Here is a 19,254-nt window from a genome sequence, read left to right on the forward strand (position 1 = left end):
CGGTGTGTATGTCTTTTCGAGCAACAATCATTCGGTCATTTCGATCATTACCCAGCACGCATAAAGTCGCGGTCAGTAGCTTAGCTGTGCTTTGCGTGTTGCTGTTATTGATGCCAGCAGAGACGGTAGTTGCCTCCAAGCATACTGAAGCCCATATTTTGGAAGCTGGTAAACGCTACCCTTTAGATCTTCCTGAACTCAATTCCACATTGCCGTCAGCCGGAGTGTTAGAGGCCAGTGATTGGGTTAGTTATCGCGTTCGTTCTGGCGACACGCTCGCCAAAATTTTTAAACGTGCAGGCTTAACCCCCCGCGATACATATGAAGTCACTCAGGTGGGTGATCTCGCCAAGCGACTAATCGCCCTTAAGCCCGGTGAAGAAATTGCCATCAAGCGTGATAGCTACGGACGTCTCGAAGGCGTCGAATATGTTTTCTCACCGACTGAAAAATTAACCATCACAGCACAATATAGTGAAGATGCTGACGCGCAACGCTCGTTTAGCGCCAGTATCGTGGAAAAGCCAGTGGATATCCGGCATAACTTCGCGCAAGGTGAAATTGACTCAAATTTCTGGAATGCCGGTGTTGACGCAGGCTTGACTGATAATCAGATCATGCAACTTGCAGGAATTTTTGGCTGGGATATCGATTTCGCCTCAGAAATTCGCTCCGGAGATACATTCAATATTGTATTTGAGGAAAAGTATATCGATGGCGAGTTTGTCGGTCATGGTGACATTGTTGCCGCGGAATTCGTCAACCAGAATGAAGAGTTCAATGCGATTAGATACACCGATGGTAACTATTACACAGCTGAAGGCCGCAGCATGCGCAAGAGCTTTCTGCGCGCACCGGTGCACTTTACTCGGGTAAGCTCCAACTTCAATCCACGACGTTTTCACCCAGTACAAAAACGCTGGAAAGCACACCGTGGTACCGACTATGTTGCCCCTGTAGGTACGCCGATCATGTCAGCGGGAGATGGCAAGGTTATTCGGTCAGGCTATGATAAATACAACGGACACCATGTGTTTATCCAGCATGGCGAAAAGTACACCACCAAGTATTTGCACTTTAAAAAGCGTGCTGTAAAAGTTGGCGAAACGGTTAAACAAGGTCAAGTTATCGGTTATCTCGGCAGTTCGGGTATGGTGACTGGTGCCCACTTGCACTATGAGTTTCTTGTCGATGGCGTGCATCGTAATCCACGCACTGTAGAATTACCCAAGGCTGATCCTATCAACCCCAAAGAGCGAGCAGAGTTTGAGCAGTTAGCCTCGCTTCGCCTTGAGCAATTAAGCCACAATAAACGTATTATGCTTGCCATGAACTAAGTTTTACGATGCCTGGATCACCGCAACGTTTTATAGGATTGATGTCAGGCACCAGCATGGATGGAATGGATGCGGTAATTGCAGATTTCTCTGCTGCGTCGATAACACTAATTGCCCATGCCCATTTGCCCTACCCAGCAAAGCTTCTTGATTTATTACAACAGTTGTCCATTCCTGGTGACAATGAAATCGACCAATTAGGCGCTGCGGAGTATGGTGTTGCAGAATTGAGCGTTGCAGTTATTGCAAAATGCTTATCCAAGGCCGGGCTTACTGCTCGCGATATCATAGCTATTGGTTCTCACGGTCAGACCATTCGCCATCGCCCTCGCAATGCCCAGCAAGAAGTAATGAGTCCATTTACCCTTCAAGTGGGTGATCCGAATGTTATTGCTGTGCAGACAGGGATCCCCGTGGTTGCCGATTTCCGCCGTAAGGACATGGCATTGGGTGGTCAAGGAGCGCCTCTGGTACCCGCTTTTCATCAAGCTACCTTTGATACCCCCAAGCGCACCGAAGCTATACTCAACTTAGGTGGAATTGCAAATATCACTTTACTGCCCGAACATAGCAGTCAACAATCGGTGATCGGTTTCGATACGGGACCAGCGAATACGTTAATGGATGTATGGATCAAGCAGCAAAAAGGCCTAGCGTATGACCATGACGGTGAATGGAGCCGCTCAGGAAACGTCATTCAAGATTTATTATCGCGAATGCTACAGGACCCTTATTTTCAGCTACCCGCGCCGAAAAGTACTGGTAAAGAATATTTTTCAACGCAATGGCTAAACCATTATCTAGGTAACTCTTCTCTGCGTGCAGAGGATATTCAAGCGACTTTGTGCGCATTAACAGTAACTAGTATCTCACAAGCACTTAAGCCCTACCCGCCAATCAATGAGCTCATCGTTTGCGGTGGGGGTGCGTTAAATCGCTATTTACTTGAACAATTGTCGCAACATTTGCCGCAAACCACGGTGGTGACATCACATTCTCGTGGTATTGATCCCATGCACGTTGAAGCATTAGCATTTGCTTGGTTGGCCAAACAATTTTACGCGCGGCTCCCCGGCAATATACCCGCAGTTACCGGCGCAAGCCGACCCGCCATACTCGGCGCGCTATACCCTGCTGAATGAAAGGATGAACATGACAAATAAACAAACCTTGGATGTCATTGATATTAATATACTGGCACAGTTGTATGCAGACCCCGCGATCAATAACAAATCACTCGCTGAAGCGGTTGGTCTTGCACCATCTTCCTGCCATGAGCGTGTCAAACGGCTAAATGCGCAACACATCATTCGTGGTAGCCAGTTGATTGTTGATATTGAAGCGCTTGGCGGTCACATTCAAGCGATGGTTGCGGTTAGGTTATCGTCGCACGACAGGAGTACAATTGCTGGCTTTCAGCAGGATCTACTACAAACCACGGAGGTTGTGAGTATTTATCACACCGGTGGCGAAAACGACTTTTTGCTCCACGTGTGCGTCCCAAATGCGCTACATTTGCGTGACTTTGTGTTTGACAAGGTGACTGCACGTGCGGAAGTGAACCATGTAGAGACCGCACTGGTATACAATGTTCAAGTAAGCCAAAAACTACCCAGTTACCTTTAAACAAATGAACTTTGCGTTCGAACTGTGGGTCATAGAATGCGCGACCAAGATTGTAGCGCACCGTATTTGCTTGCACCTACATGCTTCACTTCGCACAGCAAGTTCACTAAGATTATTAGTGTAGCTGAAGAGCAACCCATTCAATCAACGTCACATGAGGTTATTAATGCATTATCTGCGGGTCTTATCATTATCTCTTATTATTTTAGGCTTAACGGCGTGCTCATTAACGCCTCGCGTCAATACTGATTATGATACAACGGCTAGCTTTACTCATCTGAAGTCGTTCGCCTTTGCCCCTGAGCACAGTTCCAACGAAACGGTGACGACACTATTGAACAAGCGGGTAAAGGACAGCCTCACGGCTACGCTTACCACCAATGGCCATCCCTTGGTTGACGAAGCTCAAGCCGACTTCTTGGTGGCTTTTCATACCAGTTACGAGAAACGCATTGACGTTGATACATATTACACAACATGGGGAATTCGCCCTTTTTGGTGGTATGGTCCCTTCGACCGCGCCCATGTACCCACTACCCGTGTCCGTGAATACACGGTAGGTACATTGGTTGTCGATATAATTGATAACCGCGCCAAAACAGTAGTGTGGAGTAGTTCTGCGGCGAATACGGTGTCTAAGTATGCTTCACCTGAAGAGCGAGAGGCGCGTATTAACGAAGTTGTGAACGCGATGTTGGCGGACTTCCCACCGCGTTAAGTTAGTTGCAACTGACCGTCTAATTAAGCACTGTAATTCTGCTCAACTTTGTGCAGGCATTTTGACATTGCGTATGATTCAATGTTTGCGCACCGTTGGGCATTAACGGTTCAATCTCTTAACAATTAAAACCTGACAATACCCTTACTATAATCAGGTTTATTTTTATCTGTTATCTCCGTAGTTTTATCGCGTTACACTGATCTTTCAGTCTCAAAATACGCTATAAAAGGCAGCTAAAACACTCAACGGAGATCTTTATGAAATACTGGTTACGTGCAAGCATTGCATGGTTATCACTGTGCAGCCTATCGGCTTTTGCATCAATCTCTTTGGATTTTGCGACCTCGCCAAATCAGGACAGTGACAAGATCGCTCTGGTCATGCAAAACCCGCAATTAGAGAGCGAGCTTGCACAGCAGATTAATGCTCAATCCAATGGCGAATTTATGCGTCAGCTTGAGCAAATCACCTTCAAACCCGACCAAGCGAAGAGTTTCACTTTGTACGGTATTGGCAAATACAAGCAAGTTTTTGTGCATGTTGCTAACCGCAACGACATCCAAACAGGCCCAGAATGGCAAGCCCTTGGCGGGCAAAGCGTGGCCTGGCTAAGTAAGAGTGCGGGCAGTGAGCCTCTCAACGTGGTTTTAGATTTGCCCTCTGCTGATGTAAGTGCATTGGCTAACTTCGCGTTAGGCGCGTCGCTGCGTGGCTATCATTTCGACCGTTATAAAAAGGCCGACAACAAGCCAACTTCTCTAAACGTGGCTCTTGTGCATGCGCTCGCTGCAGACGCTGCTACGGCATATCAGCAAGATCTTACTCATGTAGCCAAAGGCGTCTATTTGGCACGTGATATGGCCAGCGAACCAGGCAAAACTATTTACCCTGAAAGTTTTGTTCAACGCGTCAAAACCTTATTTAAAGGCATCGATAATGTCGACATCGATGTTCTTGATGTAAAAGACATGCAAAAGCGCAATATGGGTGCGCTGTTAGGCGTTGGTAAAGGATCTATCAACGACCCACGTCTGTTAGTGATTGAATACCGTGGCGGCGCCAAAGACAGTGCTCCTATCGCCTTGGTTGGCAAAGGTATCACCTTTGACACCGGTGGTATCAGCCTCAAGCCAAACAATGGTATGTGGGCGATGAAGTCCGATCTCTCTGGTGCTGCAGCGGTTGCTGGTACGTTATTGGCGGTGGCGAGCCGGGGTGAGGCAATTAACTTGGTTGGCTTGATGCCACTGGCCGAGAACATGCCGTCACAAGATGCTATTCGTCCTGGTGATGTGCTTGAAACCATGCACGGCACGAGTATAGAGATCATTTCTACTGATGCTGAAGGACGCCTAATCCTAGCCGATGCCGTTACCTATGCGCAGCGCGAGTTTAAGCCTAAAATGCTGGTTAACATTGCGACGTTAACCGGCTCTGCGGCACGTGCGTTAAGTGATGAGTATGCAGCCGTGATCACCCGTGACTTTGCACTATCGACTGAAATGATGGCGGTTGGTGAGGCAGCTGGCGAAGACGTCTGGCCTTTACCTTTGCATCCTAATCATTTCGAGCAAATCGAATCAGATATCGCAGATATTAAGAATTCAGGTGCAGGCAACCCAGGTGCCAGCATTGGCGCTGCGGTAGTCGGTACATTCGTAGATGAAAACTTACCTTGGGTGCATTTAGATATCGCTGGTGTTGATTACCTATCCAGTGATACCGATATTGCGCCTAAGGGAGCTGCAGGCTGGGGGGTTCGCTTTATGGATCAGCTCGTGCGCCAGCACGCGCAAGCAGCACAATAATTCACTTCCACAAAGATGCTCCGCGTGATAGTGCGCGGGGCATTTGCTTCTATCTTATACCGTTCTGATTGTTGGGATTATCACAAGATCCCCAATATTTTATCTAACGATAGTTAATCAGGAGATACACCGTGAGTGCTACTACACTTTTCGACCCCATTGATTTTGCTTCAGGTTCTCTAAAAAATCGCTTTGTACTTGCACCACTGACTCGTGGTCGCGCTGGCAGCGAACGTGTTCCAAATGCGTTAATGGCCGAATATTACCAGCAACGTTCAAGCGCTGGACTGCTTATTACTGAGGCCACAACCATTTCAGCTGAAGGTAATGGTTGGGTAAATTCACCGGGAATTTACACCGCTGAAATGACGGCTGCGTGGCGACAAGTCACCGATACAGTACATCAACAAGGCAGTCGAATAATCTTGCAGCTTTGGCATTGTGGACGCGCGTCACACAGCGACTTCCACAATGGCGAGCTCCCTTTGTCGGCGTCAGCAGTGAAATTAGAAGGCGACCATATCCATACGCCACAGGGCAAAAAAAGCTATGAAGTCCCAAGAGCGATGACCAAGGATGATATTGCGCGCACCATCGAAGATTATCGTAAGGCTGCTGATAATGCTAAACAAGCGGGCTTTGATGGCGTTGAAATTCACGCCGCTAATGGCTACTTGATTAATCAATTTTTAGATGGTCGCAGCAATCAACGTGATGACGAATACGGCGGTAGTATCGAGAATCGATACCGTTTTCTTGGCGAAGTTGTCGACGCAGTTTTGAGTGTATGGCCGGCTTCACAAGTGGGTGTTAGGTTGTCACCCAATGGCGTATTTAACGACATGGGCTGTGATGATTACCGCGAGCTCTTCACGTACGTTACCCAGCAGTTGAATAAACATGCGCTTGGCTACCTGCACGTAATGGATGGCCTCGCCTTTGGTTTCCATGAGCGCGGTGCACCTATGCAGCTAAGTGAGTTTAGACCCCTATTTGATGGGCTATTGATGGGTAATTGCGGCTATGATCAAGCAACTGCAGAGCAAGCAATTGCCAATGGAGAGGCAGATTTGATTGCCTTCGGTCGCCCCTATATTAGTAATCCTGATCTACCGCAACGGATGCAGAATGGTTGGCCACTCGCACCGGCGGACGACATGACCTATTGGTACACCGATGGTGCACAAGGTTACACGGATTACGCAACCTACAGGGAAGAGGTTTAACTCAACACTAAGCGTGACAGCTTCTCAAGGCAATCTATCCAGCCTTGTTGATGCTGATCACGCTCTGCATCGTTGGCAAAGCCACTGTGAGTAAGCGTTAGTTCACAGGTATCTTCAGCGCTGGCGACAAAAACCACATCAACTTCTGTCATGATGGTCTCTTCAGCATTATCTGCCCATGCCCACGAATAGCGTAAGTGAGCGTTTTCTTTAATCTGCAAATATTGGCCCACTAATTGAAACTGTTGTCCTGTAGGTTCTTGCATGGTGAGACTATATTTGCCACCTTCGACGAAACTCGACATCACCTGTACAACAACAGAAGCGCCTGGTGCAAACCACTGGACCAATTGTTCGGGTTGGGAAAACGCAGCAAACACTCGTTCAACTGGCGCGTGCAGACTAATACTAAGGGATAACTGACTCATCTCTGATCCTAACTGCTTATTTGGTTATAAAGCTATTATCGGCCACTATGCAGCAAACAACACTAATGAATGTAATACGTTACCCTATGCAGATAGAGGACAGACAGAAAGATGTGAACTAATTTAAATTAGCGTCGCTACGCTGGCCTAAAAAACACGATAGTTTTATATCGATAACCGCAAAAGCGCATCGGGCGAAGATAAAGACCGTTTGTCTTCGCCCTGGCGCTATTTACTTTCCCTTAGTTCATCAAAGATTGCATGCTTGGCATGGCGGCAAAGTGCTGCTGACTAACTTCCATTGCCGTTTTATTAAATAACGCTTCAATCTCATCCGCGCCCATAAATTGTGCAGAGAAGCCCGGAACTGCAGGGTCAATATGCAACTTAGCCGCATGGATGAAGTGTGCAATCAATGCTTTCACATTATCGGTTCCCATTGCGATCCGCATGGTCGTCATATAAATCTGTGCCTTGCGTTGCTCTTCAGCGCTCAATTCACTGTGTGAAGTCAGTGCGGGGCATAAAATGATGGTGTTAGTTTGACCGATGCTGACCTGATGACCAAACGCTGGCTCCAAGGCATCAAAGAAACGCACAAATGTGTCACGATCCATTTCTGCTGACTCCATGTCCACAGTAAATAGACTGCAAGGCCAGCCATTATTCATTGATGCTTGGCGAATCGCAGCATTTTTATGGTCATCCAGAGCGTTTGAATTTACATTAAACGCCGGGTGGGCATGCAAAAATTGGGTAAACACTTTGGTGTTAATTACTTTTTGCATGATCCGCTGCGGCAACGTTTTCATGCCAGTCAGTACATCAAAAGCTTTTTCTGAATCGAGGAAAGCGCCCTTAATATAGTAAACATCCCAAAACATCGTACGTGACCAATCCCAACCGTTTACACAATCGCCTTTCGATTGGAACATACGATAAGCTTCACCAATAACCACCCCAGCGGTAGTGGCACCAGTACCACAAATATCTTTGGTATAGCTATGCACAATATAATCTGGGCGGGCATCTTTATCAGGGTGTTGCAGTGGTTGTGACAAGACGGGTGTTGCTAGAGTGCTGTCTAACATCACCAAGGCATCGTGTTGGTGCGCGATACGTGTAATTCCAGCCACATCCAAAATATAGCCATGTGGATTACAAGGTGATTCCAGATAAACGTGCATTGCTTTACCTGCCTGCAAACGATCAGCATGGGTCACTTGCGCTTCGGCAAAGCATTTAGCAAAGTCTTCTGCGCTATAGCCATCAAACCAGACAAGCTGAATATCCATACGATTAGCGCGAGCGAAGAAGTCATGTAGAAGCTGGAATACTCCACCATATACATTGCGCGAAACCACCAGCACATCACCATGGGTTAGCACATTCGACAACAAAGCATCGATTGCGGCCATGCCCGAGTTAAAGTTCCAGGCTAGATAGTCAGCCGCATGTGGGCCTGCCTCCATATCAACGATCGCGTTGGCTAGTGAAATATTGGTTGGATTTAGCAAGCGCGAATAAATTTGATGCGTAGATTCTTTACCCTGAAACGCATCATCCACCCATTCAGTACACGCATACACATAGGTTGCCGTGCGCACGACGACTGGCGTTGCAGAAAACAATGCAGTTACATTATCAAACAAAGGATAGTGCGACTTGCCCGTTGTCGTGTCTGTAGACGACAGCGCTTGGTAAGTTGCGCGAAATGGGTTTTGCAGTGAATCTAAGATTTTTGCAATTTGGAAGGATAAAAATTTCTTCGCGTTGAAATAAGCAACCTTCTCTTGCTGCCCGATTTGGCTTAACGTTTGCTGGGTTATTTCCCACAGTTGCATCACACTGGATTGACTCTGATACAAGTGCTCAGCGGCTTCGGCAAGTGCTTTACCATAGTCGGAGTCGCGCGCAATGCCAAAGTGCGCGAGTTGCTCATCGACCAAGGCAGGAATGGTCGTTGCTTGAGTTGTATTGCGTTTGGGCGACAAGGATTTGGCTTGCATCAACGTGCGCTCAAGCTCTTGTGGGTTGTTTGTCATAATTATTCTCTTACTGGATTTTATTCCGAATATAATTCGTTTTTAAATAATTATAAACGAACGATGTTCCGCAAAAAGAAAATAATCACTCCCCACTAGGCAAGTAATCTTTACTCAGGCACACTAATCTTCTGATTAATAACGAATAATCGAAACTAACTAAATGCCAGCAAAGCATACCCTGAGTATTTTGAGTCGCGACGTTGAGCAATATAGCAGGCTCGCGCAGTCAGAACCGGCGCTAGCATCCAGGCTGATTCAGGTCGCCTCAAGTCCGCAGGAGCTTGATCCGCAACGGGTGGAAATATTACTCAGTGAGCCAGACTTGGCCGTTCAAGTTATACCCGAATGTCCCAATCTGGTCTGGTTACAATCTACCTGGTCAGGTAATGCACCGCTCCTCAAACTAACAAAGCGAAATTATGTGCTGACCGCTGCCAAAGGGATCTTTAACGCAGCCATCCGTGAGTATGTGCTGGCGTATTTGTTGTACTTCACGCGCAACATGCCTTCCTTTCATCCTCGTCAGGGCGACCCTGAGCATATTCGTCCGCGGCAATGGCAGCCGCCTCAAATAGATACTTTGGCGAACAAGCGAATTGGTATTTTGGGGGCTGGCAGCATGGCATCGGCATTAGTACCGGTTTTACGCGGCTTTAGCGCAACTATACTCGGTCTCAATCGCTCAGGGCAAAGTACGGACGAATACACCCAAATGTATGCATTTTCTGACTTGCATCAATTTCTAGCAAAGCTCGACTTCTTAGTGGTTTTATTACCCGATACACCCGACACCCAACATTTACTAAACCAACAAACGCTCGCGCTATTACCCGCACATTGCGTGCTGATTAATGCGGGTCGCGGGAGCACCATCGATGATCAGGCACTACTTAATGCCCTAGATCAGAATAGGCTAGGAGCTGCGGTATTGGATGTTTTTGCTCAAGAGCCGTTACCGAGTGAACACCCGTATTGGCAACACCCGAAAGTCTGGATCACGCATCACACAGCTGCAATCTCAGATCCTAATGCAGTTTTCCAAGTTTTTAACGATAACTTTCAGCGTTGGTCTAGTCACCAACCACTCAACTATCAAATCGATTTTAACCGAGGTTATTAATGCAAATTAACGCTGTTTTTAGAATTGCCGGTATCCTTACCGTGTGTCTCTCAAGTTCCTTACCAGCTGCCGCGGTTGAGCCAGCAGCAACTTTTTTCACCGACCTTAAGCGCTTGTGTGGTAAAGCATTTGCGGGCACGGTTCGGGTTGATACACCAGCCGGAGCAGGATTTTCGGATCAATCGCTTGTGATGCATGTGCGCGAATGCTCTGAGCAAGAAATTCGCATTCCTTTTCATGTGGGTAACGACCGCTCACGCACTTGGGTTATCCGCTATGACAAGCACGGACTGAGTTTGAAACATGATCACCGTCACGAAGATGGTTCAGAAGACCGCTTAACCCAATATGGTGGTACGAGTACCACCGCTGGTTACGCCCAGGTGCAATCCTTCCCAGCTGATCAATTCAGCCAGCAAATGTTTGTCCGTGAAGCTATTCCGCAATCCATGGATAACACCTGGCAACTGTTGTTGTACCCGAACCAATTCAGTTATCGCATGTATCGGCCAGCGCGTGAATTTCGAGTGGATTTTGATTTAACCAAACCGATCGACGCCCCACCGCCGCCTTGGGGCGCGACTGAATAGCCTAATCCCTTCTTGGGTCAGTTGCCGTGGCTTCAATGCGATCCACATTACGCTGATGAAAGGCACGTAAATGCCCCATTTCTGACAAGTCATGCAAGGTCCGGAATTCTATCCAGTCAATTAAACAAAACAAACATATTGCGGGATAGTTCCAGTCGTCAAAAAAACCTCGGTCGACTAATTCGTCGAGGTGCTGCAAGCTCGTGTCGATGCGTTCACGTTGAATGCGAAAATACATATGGTCGGCGTCGGTATCAAAATCTGAGCGCTTCAGCAACAGGATCTGCACAAGAGAATCATTCACTGCATCAATCACTGTCAGTTGATTCTCCTGCTCCCAACTGGGCATTGGATAATCATATTTAGCGCTTAAATAGCGAAAAATCACACGCGAATCAAAAATAAGATTTTCATCGTCCTCCAGCATGGGTATTTTCATCGCAGGATTACGCTCGGCAAGCAGGGTCCGGTCAGGACCGTCAAAGATTTGCATATTGATGAATTCATGCTCAGTATTGGCAAGCCAGATCCGCAGTCTGCGAACAAAAGGAGATGTGGTAGAACCGTATAGCTTCATAGTTAAATTCTATTTACTTTTTCCTTGAGTATAGCTTAGCAGTTGGCGATCAACGCAGGCAACTTCCGGCCAGCCATTGTTGAATTTCGTGCGCGAAAGTGGCACGCCAGCGCTGCGCTGCTTGTTGTTCGCTTAGTCCTTCAACAAATACCAATGCAGGTGCTTCAATCAACATTTCCTGACTAAAACTGACATTGACTAAAAACTCATAAACACATGGATGTGATTGGGTTAAACCTGGCCAGATCAGCTTTTGGATCCAAACGTCAGTTGGATTGGCACAATCATGGGTCATTTGCGGATTTACCCCCCACTTTGGATCACTTTCACACTCTTTTGTGTATGGAGGAAATTTAACGAACTCGCCGGGTATATGTTTTTCGGTCCAATTTGGCGTCCAATTGTGCAGCAATATTGGCCTTTCACTTTCAGCATACCGCCTGAGTGTTGACCAGAGTTCCGACGAATTGGTCATGCGATTAATAGTAAAATCCAAATTTAAAGAGCGGATAATTTCAGCATCATGGCTGTCCCATCCGCCACTGAATAAGGTGCCTTTGGTGACTACTTGCTCATCATCAGTGGGCTCGGCAAAAATCGCCGCACAGGCGTTTAACGCGCGCCAATCGGGTAGACCTGGACAATATTCCTCAACATACTTGGGATACCACCATTCCTCTCGCGCACGCACTTGATGAGTACCAATGACCAAAATTTGCTTGCGCGCGACAAGTCTATCGTAAGTCTCTGACTTGTCGGGTTCCCAAGCCTCAATCTGAACGTGAGCAACACCAGACCTTAACGCACCGAATTGCTCGTTATACTGTAACTGGACAAAGTCTGCAGCTATTCCATGCTCTTCCAGTATCTGGGCAATTGCAACCGTATGCACGCGCTGTGAAGCCCAATCATTCAGGACAAAACTAACTGGCGGTGGTTTATCTTGACTATAAACACTAGTAACAAACCAGTGGGTTAGCATGGCGACAACAATAAACTTATACAAAAGATGACTTCGACTAAGAGACATACTGATATAAAGGTATAAATAGTAATCAACGTTTAATCAAGTCAGCGTCTGTATTTGGACACTCAACCTTGAGATAAAGAAAAGAGCACTGAACTAGCGCATAGTCCGTTTGAACGCTTTAGGCTTGCTATTGATCAGTCAAAAGCACCAAGCTAGTTCGCAACAGTCGATAAAAGGGATCTACAATGCAGCGCTACGTAAAACCATCAAACAACTCATTTAGCATTAGCACTGCGTTGTGTTTACTGTTACTCGCCTCGAATGCGCATGCTGGGTGGGAATTAGCGTGGATAGACGACTTCAGTGGTGCATCCGTCAATTGGCAAAACTGGACTGCGCAAACTCAAGCCAATTACAACAATGAAGTGCAATGCTACACCGATGACGAGACTTCGGCTCAGCGCAATTACGAGGTTTCTGACGGCACATTGAAGATCACGGCTCGACGAATGGATATAGCCTGTCCGGGGCTCAGCGATGAGCCTCGCACATGGACATCTGGGCGTATCAACAGCAAAGATAAAGCCGAGTTTTTGTACGGTAGAGTAGAAGCTCGACTGCGCTTCCTAGAACTAAAAGGGGGCACATGGCCGGCATTTTGGATGTTGGAAAATAGGATCTCTGAACAACCCTTCCAAGGCGACAACGATTTCGCCAATTGGCCAAATCCTGGCGCGGGCGAAATAGACGTTTGGGAATGGTTTTCCAACTCTGGCAGCAGTTACATTACCAACTTTTTTAATACTGGTGGCTGTGGCAGTGAATATCGTCCGGTCTATGCTAACGGCAGCACTGATGTTACCGAATACCATACTTATGCGATGGAGTGGACGCCCGATAAAGTTGCCTTTTTTATGGACGACACCTTGGTCGTGGAACATGACATGACCAACTGTGGGCAATATGAAGAACCCATGTTCGTACTCCTTAATGTCGCAGTGGGGGGTAATCTGGGCGGTGCCATTGATCCCAACCTCAATAGCGCAACCTTAGAAATCGATTATGTTGCCCACTGTGCACACTCTACCGCCAATAGCATTGCAGGATGTAGTGCGGCAACCCCAGTTTTGCAAGATGCGGATGGTGATGGCGTGAGTGATAGTATTGACCAGTGCCCGGATACGCCAGCAGGTGCATCGGTCGATTTTTACGGCTGCCAAATACAAACCGAGCCAAGCTCAGGTGCAGCAGTTCCAAGCGAATCTGAAGCAAACGTGATTTCACTCTACAGTGACAGTTTCACCAATATTACCGGTATTGACTACAACCCAAATTGGGGACAGGCGACAGCAGTTTCCGAAGTCGATTTCGACGGTAATAACGCACTGAAATACACCGGATTAAATTACCAAGGGACCGATTTTAACAATAACCGTCAGGATGTTTCTGAATTCGATTACTTGCATATCGATTTTTGGACCTATAATGCCGATGCACTGAGCCTCTACCTGATCAGCCCTGGCCCGGTTGAAACGCCTTTTCACTTTGCGGTCGAACAACAAAGCTGGCAACGTCATAAAATTCCGTTATCACACTTTGTTAATGTGGATCTGACCAATACGTTTCAACTTAAAGTGGAAGGCAATGGAGATGTTTACATCGATAATATTTTCTTTAGTCGTGAAGCAGAGGCCAACATAGCGCCCACAGTCAACCTCACCGCCAGCCAAGGCAATGGTTCAATCACTGAAATCACTGCCGGGAATGGCGACGTAACCGTAACGGCTGAAATCCAAGATCCGAATGAATCTGATGGGCATGTAGTTGAATGGCAGGTAGAGGGTGTTGCAACGTATACCGATAATGGCACGTCGATTGTAATCGCTGAAACCAACATCAACGCGAGCCAACTGAATATTTCGGCTACAGTGACGGATGATGGCGAACCCCAGTTAACCGCCTCTTCAAGTATAACGCTGACTGTTCAAGCAACAACGCCGACAACACCAGCCCCATCACCAAATCAAGCAAGCTCATCTGGTGGAAGCTTGAATTACGGCCTGTTGTTGCTGTTAGTAATCAGCTTGCTGAAAATTCCGCAACGATATAAATAACCCACTACAGGTAATTACAGTTGTATGAAAATGTGTCTGCAACGCGATGAACATTAAGCTAATGCAGACTAAAAATGCATCAAAATGTTACAACCGTGTTTGGTCGAAGAAATAAGTGGAATAGGCGTTACCCGTGCAACGATTTGGTCTTTAAAACCTACTATTAAAGGGCAAGCTGATTATTTTGACCCTATGAGGATGAGACCATGCGCCCAATCAACAAACGTTTTACAGTAACTCTTTTGGCATTATTTAGCGGAGTCGCTAGTGCTAACCCCTTTACCCCAACTCAAATTAATGATGCTGTTTATGTATCCCTTGCTCATGAAGTAGCCACAGTACAACAAGCCCTGCATGAAGAGCTGCAAGCAGATCTCAGTTGTGAAATTAAGAATGTGGGTGAACGAGCTAGATTTGCATCAAAAGCGCAACCCATGATGCTGGCATTATCAGCTAAAAAGTCGGATACAAGCGCTTCTGAGTAAATGCGTATACACAGAATGTTACCTGAGTACTGCTAACGTGTGTCGCGGTCAGCCTTAACCGCGACGTGCACTCCTTTAATTGTGCGACTGATTAAATGCTAAAACTAGCGCCGCAGCCACAGGTAGTTGTGGCATTAGGATTATCAACCAAGAAACGTGAACCTTCTAAACCCTCGGTGTAGTCAACTACGCCACCCACCAGGTACTGTAGACTCATAGGGTCGACTACTAAGGTTACGCTATCTTTCTCGATTTGCATGTCATCCGGGTTGACATTTTCATCGAAGGTAAAGCCATATTGAAAGCCAGAGCATCCCCCTCCGGTGATATAAACACGGAGTTTCAAATTCGGGTTTTCTTCTTCAATCAAACTTTTGACTTTCGCTGCAGCAGCATCAGAAAACTCGATGGGCATAGCACTTTCAACTGACACTAATTACCTCTTTCTATGCAAATTGACTAAATTCAGGGCTCAGAATTATCTAATAACCAAGTAATTTAATCAAGTATTCAAATCCTCTAGACAGATTAACCATTACCAAAGAAACGTTTTTTCAATAGGTAATTTAAGCTATATTAAAAAGCCAACTGATCCTGAACTGTCGTATGCTATTGAAGATTGATATCTCGCGCTTGTAGTCATTAGCTCAACTCGTACAAGGAAGCATATTGTGGCATCAAATTTCAGCGCAACTATCCTTCTTCACTTAATTAGCACGCTACTTTTATCTGTAGTTAATGTGTCATTTTCTTTTGCTAGCGACTTAAATGCTAATACTCAGTTTGAGTCAGATAATGTTTTCCTGACAACCCGGGTAAACAAGTCACAAGAACAATTCTCTACCTCTGTGGATAGTGTGCAGTTACTGTTTGATATTCTTGGCTATGAGACTCCAGTGAATCACGTTCCCATGCAGCGCAGTTTGAAAAAGCTCGATGAAGGCGCAACTATCTGTGTGGTAAATAGAATTAAAACAAACGAAAGAACAGATACTTACGCGTATTCCTTGGCACTAAATTTCTTTCATACGCAACGCCTATATCAGCACGCTGAACTGCCCGCCCTATCCCCAGATTTACTTAATGACAGTGGTGAAGTAGTGAGTTTGAACAGAGTTTTTGAGTCATACCCTGAGGCATTGATCGTAACGGCAAAAGGGTTCTCGTTTGGCGAAAACATCGATCGTCAGCTTCGCAAAATTTCCCACACACAGAAAATACAATTAGCCTCCGATACCTACTACCAACGTGCTATTCAATTACTGACCAAAGGACGTATTCAATTTGGACTATTTTTTCCGGCGTCAATGTATCTTCAATTTGGGGAGCGAGTGCCGGTTGCCACGCGACAATATATGATTGCGGATAATCCTCGATTTACAACCGGACATTTTATTTGCGCCGATAATGCTACAGGACGCAAAACCATTCAAATACTCAACTCAGGCATACGTAATCTATATGGCGAACCTGAGTTTTTGGCCTTACACACTCGCTATCTTCCCAGTAAGTCTCACGCTGAAATAGAGGCTATCATTCAGAGATATATTGAACGTTTAAATACAGAGAAACCAAAATTGTAGGCTAGAGTGCAAGCCTCGCTTATTATTGAATCAACGTATTCACTAACCAAGCACCCTCGTCATCCACTGTTATTTTGAAGCTTTGACGGTAAGTACCTTTGTAACGTTGGTACTGGCGGATACCGGCCTCTATCTGAAGGGCTTCAGGAACAAACTCTTCAGGCACAGAGAAATAGGTATCAATGATCTGAAAATACTTGAAACGGAAGGCGAAAGGATCGCCATCGCTAACCAGTTCTTGCAAATCTAACGTGATGGCCTGCCCCGCAATATTGCCAAGTAATTGGATCTTTAATGTTCCATAAATAACGCCTTTCAAGCGCAATTGCTGCACTAACACCAGCGATAACTGCAACCGGTTTGCGGTAGCGGATGGCGCTATCTGAATGCTGTCAATGGTAAAGCCGTCTTCACTCTCCTCAGGCGCAATGACCTTTTGATAGAATGACAGCTGTTCTTTTAACTGAGTTTCACGGGTTAATCCTTGCTGGATCTCTTGATCGAGGTTTTCTTTAGTTAACTCAGCAATTTCAAGTTGCGCGCGCAGCGTGTTGTTAGCACTTGTTAAAGCTTCATTCTCATTAGTGAGATTCGTCATAGTCACCTGTAACTGCGCTAATGATTGTTGTTGCCGCTGTTGGTTAAATAACGCTAATTGATAACCTATATAGACCATGAGTAGCATGACCCCAACCATCACCAGGGTGTAGCGCGTTTGGCTTAATTGGGTGCGTAATTGATGTAAATTCATTTCACTCCACGACTTTACATGCTGATTTTGGCGCTTGGCCTACATTCCATGCACCTAGTATGCCGTAAATGTTTCACACTGTCGCTGCTTTGCACATCAGTGTTATTTTCGACAGCTTTGATTATGCTATTAAATACAAGTACTTGTGATATCCTCTGTATAACCGTTATTGGCATTGAATAAGCATGACGTTACAAGGATTGAGATTCGAACTTGCCCACCCCCGCACCAGCATTCAATTATGTGTGTTGGGAATCATTGCTGGGATAATGGCCGCGTCTCTGATTATTGTATTCCGACTTTGCTATGAATGGCTGCAACTGTATGTGTTGGCAGAGCTCGGTGATTACGCCAGTGTATCTTTAGCGACACGATTTGCCATGCCGTTTGTCGCAGTAAGCGGTATTTTGATGGTTGCTTATTTAACCGGCTTTAAACACTATCGCCTCGGCATTCCCTTTGTCATCCACCGGGTTAAATACCATTTTGGCCACATTCCTTTCCGTACCACAATCAATCAATTTTTGGGCGGTATGTTAGCGCTATCCAGCGGTTTTTCTGTTGGCCGCGAAGGACCGTCTGTGCACTTGGGTGCTGCTGGTAGTAGTTTCATCGGGCAATGGCTGCGCTTACCCTATAACAGTATTCGTATTCTTGCTGGCTGCGGTATTGCCGCAGGTATCTCTGCGTCCTTCAACACTCCATTTGCTGCCGTCATATTTGTTATGGAAGTCGTGCTGCGGGAATACAAGATCCATATATTTGTGCCGGTTATGCTCGCAGCTGCATGTGGTTCGCTACTGACCCGCGCTGTGTTCGGCGAATTCAACGAACTGGCTTTTCTAACTTTCGGCGAGTTTAATCCGTGGCTCTACGCCTATTTGGTTTTATTTGGCATTTTACTCGGTGGTTTAGCGGCGTTATTCAATAAAAACCTAATGATGGTGATGCGTTTTTTTCGCCCCGTTGCAATGCACTGGCGTTTAGTGCTGGCCGCATCTATCACCGCTGGACTTGGAGCCCTAGTGCCTGAAGCTATGGGAGCGAACTTTGAAACCGTGGATCGTTTGTTTAGCCAACAACCAGGGTTGTTATTGCTAACCGTCGTCTTGGTGGTTAAATTTGCACTAACCATTGCTGCCATTGGTTTAGGTATACCCGGCGGTATTATGGGCCCGGTTATGGTGATGGGGATGATCGCTGGAGCACTCCTGTTAGTCCCCATGAACTACTTCTTCGACACCCAAAACTTAACCAGTAGCTTTGCCTTGCTGGGCGTCGCCGGCATGCTAACCGCGGTTTTACACGCTCCGCTAGCAGCCCTCTCAGCTGTAATGGAGCTATCGTATAGTCCACAGATTATATTGCCCGCTATGCTGGTTATTGTGCCGGCGTATGTAACCTCTACCCAATTTCTTAAGAATCGTTCAATATTTATTCAACAATTGGATTATCAAAAGCTTCCCTATGCGACCTCTTCGGTGCGCGAAGCGCTACAAAAAACCGGTGTATTAGCCGTAATGGATACCGAGTATAAGATGTTTTATGATGCGCCAGACAAGGCCATTTTGGCATTTCTGGATAAGTCCCCTACGCACCCTGTGGTTCAGCGTTCCAATTTTGAAATAGACGTCTTGTATCAACTAGTCGAGTACAACGTATCTTTAGAACATGATGCCTCGCCATTAAACTATACCAGCATGGAAGGGTTAAGTTTTCAAGCCACGCTATCAGAGGTTTACGAGGCTCTGCAAAGTGCTCGCAGTGGCGCGGTCTATATTTATCAGGATAGTCATGAGCAGCTCATCGGGGTTATTACCTGGAACATGCTGCAAAGTTATTTGATGCGCGAACAATATTAGGGGGACCA

At 46.3% G+C, this 19,254-nt stretch carries 18 protein-coding genes; 12 read left to right on the forward strand and 6 right to left on the reverse strand.

The window, feature by feature from the left end; translation table 11 throughout:
* Positions 1 to 8 precede the first annotated feature (8 nt).
* The 6 genes from CSH92_RS02925 to CSH92_RS02950 all read left to right on the forward strand — a co-directional run bounded on the left by CSH92_RS02925 (position 9) and on the right by CSH92_RS02950 (position 6,718).
* Positions 9 to 1,337 carry a peptidoglycan DD-metalloendopeptidase family protein gene (locus tag CSH92_RS02925; protein ID WP_100656093.1) on the forward strand — a complete coding sequence of 443 codons (1,329 nt, stop codon included), beginning with the start codon at positions 9 to 11 and terminating at the stop codon, positions 1,335 to 1,337.
* 8 nt (positions 1,338 to 1,345) lie between these two features.
* Positions 1,346 to 2,479 carry an anhydro-N-acetylmuramic acid kinase gene (locus CSH92_RS02930; protein WP_100656094.1) on the forward strand — a complete coding sequence of 378 codons (1,134 nt, stop codon included), beginning with the start codon at positions 1,346 to 1,348 and terminating at the stop codon, positions 2,477 to 2,479.
* A 10-nt stretch (positions 2,480 to 2,489) separates the two neighbouring features.
* Positions 2,490 to 2,963: an Lrp/AsnC family transcriptional regulator gene (locus tag CSH92_RS02935; protein WP_100656095.1), complete on the forward strand. Its 474-nt coding sequence runs from the start codon at positions 2,490 to 2,492 to the stop codon at positions 2,961 to 2,963.
* Positions 2,964 to 3,117: 154 nt separating this feature from the next.
* On the forward strand, positions 3,118 to 3,681 hold the full coding sequence (locus tag CSH92_RS02940; protein WP_100656096.1) for a DUF4136 domain-containing protein: 564 nt from the start codon (positions 3,118 to 3,120) through the stop codon (positions 3,679 to 3,681).
* A gap of 260 nt (positions 3,682 to 3,941) precedes the next feature.
* Complete coding sequence (locus CSH92_RS02945; protein WP_100656097.1) at positions 3,942 to 5,492, forward strand: leucyl aminopeptidase family protein; 1,551 nt, start codon at positions 3,942 to 3,944, stop codon at positions 5,490 to 5,492.
* A 131-nt stretch (positions 5,493 to 5,623) separates the two neighbouring features.
* Positions 5,624 to 6,718 (forward strand): alkene reductase, encoded by a 1,095-nt coding sequence (locus tag CSH92_RS02950; RefSeq protein ID WP_100656098.1) that lies wholly within the window; start codon positions 5,624 to 5,626, stop codon positions 6,716 to 6,718.
* Here the strand turns inward: CSH92_RS02950 and CSH92_RS02955 are convergent.
* Entirely contained in the window at positions 6,715 to 7,146 is a 432-nt protein-coding gene (locus tag CSH92_RS02955; RefSeq protein ID WP_100656099.1) for an SRPBCC family protein, read from the reverse strand. The genes CSH92_RS02950 and CSH92_RS02955 overlap by 4 nt on opposite strands.
* Positions 7,147 to 7,388: 242 nt before the next feature.
* Positions 7,389 to 9,191 carry a trans-sulfuration enzyme family protein gene (locus CSH92_RS02960; RefSeq protein WP_100656100.1) on the reverse strand — a complete coding sequence of 601 codons (1,803 nt, stop codon included), beginning with the start codon at positions 9,189 to 9,191 and terminating at the stop codon, positions 7,389 to 7,391.
* A gap of 163 nt (positions 9,192 to 9,354) precedes the next feature.
* On the opposite strand from CSH92_RS02960, the gene CSH92_RS02965 reads away from it, so the two are divergent.
* Positions 9,355 to 10,314, forward strand: coding sequence for a D-2-hydroxyacid dehydrogenase (locus tag CSH92_RS02965; protein ID WP_100656101.1), 960 nt, complete (start codon positions 9,355 to 9,357; stop codon positions 10,312 to 10,314).
* Positions 10,314 to 10,904, forward strand: a complete 591-nt coding sequence (locus tag CSH92_RS02970) for a hypothetical protein (protein ID WP_100656102.1) — start codon at positions 10,314 to 10,316, stop codon at positions 10,902 to 10,904. The genes CSH92_RS02965 and CSH92_RS02970 overlap by 1 nt, the downstream gene beginning before the upstream one ends.
* 1 nt (position 10,905) lies before the next feature.
* Here CSH92_RS02970 and CSH92_RS02975 read toward each other — a convergent pair whose 3' ends face one another.
* Positions 10,906 to 11,481, reverse strand: coding sequence for a glutathione S-transferase family protein (locus CSH92_RS02975; protein ID WP_100656103.1), 576 nt, complete (start codon positions 11,479 to 11,481; stop codon positions 10,906 to 10,908).
* Between the two features lie 49 nt (positions 11,482 to 11,530).
* Complete coding sequence (locus CSH92_RS02980) at positions 11,531 to 12,487, reverse strand: ABC transporter substrate-binding protein (protein WP_164084642.1); 957 nt, start codon at positions 12,485 to 12,487, stop codon at positions 11,531 to 11,533.
* Between the two features lie 209 nt (positions 12,488 to 12,696).
* Between CSH92_RS02980 and CSH92_RS02985 the strand changes: the two genes are divergently transcribed.
* Together CSH92_RS02985 and CSH92_RS02990 are read left to right on the forward strand one after the other, a co-directional pair.
* Positions 12,697 to 14,565: a glycoside hydrolase family 16 protein gene (locus CSH92_RS02985; RefSeq protein WP_100656105.1), complete on the forward strand. Its 1,869-nt coding sequence runs from the start codon at positions 12,697 to 12,699 to the stop codon at positions 14,563 to 14,565.
* 206 nt (positions 14,566 to 14,771) lie between these two features.
* Positions 14,772 to 15,050, forward strand: coding sequence for a hypothetical protein (locus CSH92_RS02990; RefSeq protein WP_100656106.1), 279 nt, complete (start codon positions 14,772 to 14,774; stop codon positions 15,048 to 15,050).
* Between the two features lie 91 nt (positions 15,051 to 15,141).
* Here the strand turns inward: CSH92_RS02990 and erpA are convergent, their stop codons facing one another.
* A complete protein-coding gene (erpA, locus tag CSH92_RS02995; RefSeq protein ID WP_100656107.1) occupies positions 15,142 to 15,483 on the reverse strand; it encodes an iron-sulfur cluster insertion protein ErpA in 342 nt (113 codons plus the stop codon).
* 238 nt (positions 15,484 to 15,721) lie between these two features.
* Between erpA and CSH92_RS03000 the strand changes: the two genes are divergently transcribed.
* The gene (locus tag CSH92_RS03000; RefSeq protein ID WP_100656108.1) at positions 15,722 to 16,633 is read left to right on the forward strand and encodes a hypothetical protein; all 912 of its coding nucleotides are present in this window, start codon (positions 15,722 to 15,724) and stop codon (positions 16,631 to 16,633) included.
* A 22-nt stretch (positions 16,634 to 16,655) separates the two neighbouring features.
* Here the strand turns inward: CSH92_RS03000 and CSH92_RS03005 are convergent, their stop codons facing one another.
* Complete coding sequence (locus CSH92_RS03005) at positions 16,656 to 17,384, reverse strand: DUF6776 family protein (protein ID WP_100656109.1); 729 nt, start codon at positions 17,382 to 17,384, stop codon at positions 16,656 to 16,658.
* A gap of 185 nt (positions 17,385 to 17,569) precedes the next feature.
* On the opposite strand from CSH92_RS03005, the gene CSH92_RS03010 reads away from it, so the two are divergent.
* On the forward strand, positions 17,570 to 19,246 hold the full coding sequence (locus CSH92_RS03010) for a chloride channel protein (protein WP_100656110.1): 1,677 nt from the start codon (positions 17,570 to 17,572) through the stop codon (positions 19,244 to 19,246).
* Positions 19,247 to 19,254: the final 8 nt, after the last annotated feature.

This window comes from Neoalteromonas flava (assembly GCF_002807685.1).
In the GTDB taxonomy this organism is placed as follows: Bacteria; Pseudomonadota; Gammaproteobacteria; order Enterobacterales; family Alteromonadaceae; genus Alteromonas_E; species Alteromonas_E flava.

Coding starts and splice junctions, on each gene's coding strand:
- CSH92_RS02925 (WP_100656093.1), top strand. CDS start 9: ATGTCTTTTCGAGCAACAATCATTCGGTCATTTCGATCATTACCCAGC.
- CSH92_RS02930 (WP_100656094.1), top strand. CDS start 1,346: ATGCCTGGATCACCGCAACGTTTTATAGGATTGATGTCAGGCACCAGC.
- CSH92_RS02935 (WP_100656095.1), top strand. CDS start 2,490: ATGACAAATAAACAAACCTTGGATGTCATTGATATTAATATACTGGCA.
- CSH92_RS02940 (WP_100656096.1), top strand. CDS start 3,118: ATGAGGTTATTAATGCATTATCTGCGGGTCTTATCATTATCTCTTATT.
- CSH92_RS02945 (WP_100656097.1), top strand. CDS start 3,942: ATGAAATACTGGTTACGTGCAAGCATTGCATGGTTATCACTGTGCAGC.
- CSH92_RS02955 (WP_100656099.1), bottom strand. CDS start 7,146: ATGAGTCAGTTATCCCTTAGTATTAGTCTGCACGCGCCAGTTGAACGA.
- CSH92_RS02960 (WP_100656100.1), bottom strand. CDS start 9,191: ATGACAAACAACCCACAAGAGCTTGAGCGCACGTTGATGCAAGCCAAA.
- CSH92_RS02965 (WP_100656101.1), top strand. CDS start 9,355: ATGCCAGCAAAGCATACCCTGAGTATTTTGAGTCGCGACGTTGAGCAA.
- CSH92_RS02970 (WP_100656102.1), top strand. CDS start 10,314: ATGCAAATTAACGCTGTTTTTAGAATTGCCGGTATCCTTACCGTGTGT.
- CSH92_RS02975 (WP_100656103.1), bottom strand. CDS start 11,481: ATGAAGCTATACGGTTCTACCACATCTCCTTTTGTTCGCAGACTGCGG.
- CSH92_RS02985 (WP_100656105.1), top strand. CDS start 12,697: ATGCAGCGCTACGTAAAACCATCAAACAACTCATTTAGCATTAGCACT.
- CSH92_RS02990 (WP_100656106.1), top strand. CDS start 14,772: ATGCGCCCAATCAACAAACGTTTTACAGTAACTCTTTTGGCATTATTT.
- CSH92_RS03005 (WP_100656109.1), bottom strand. CDS start 17,384: ATGAATTTACATCAATTACGCACCCAATTAAGCCAAACGCGCTACACC.
- CSH92_RS03010 (WP_100656110.1), top strand. CDS start 17,570: ATGACGTTACAAGGATTGAGATTCGAACTTGCCCACCCCCGCACCAGC.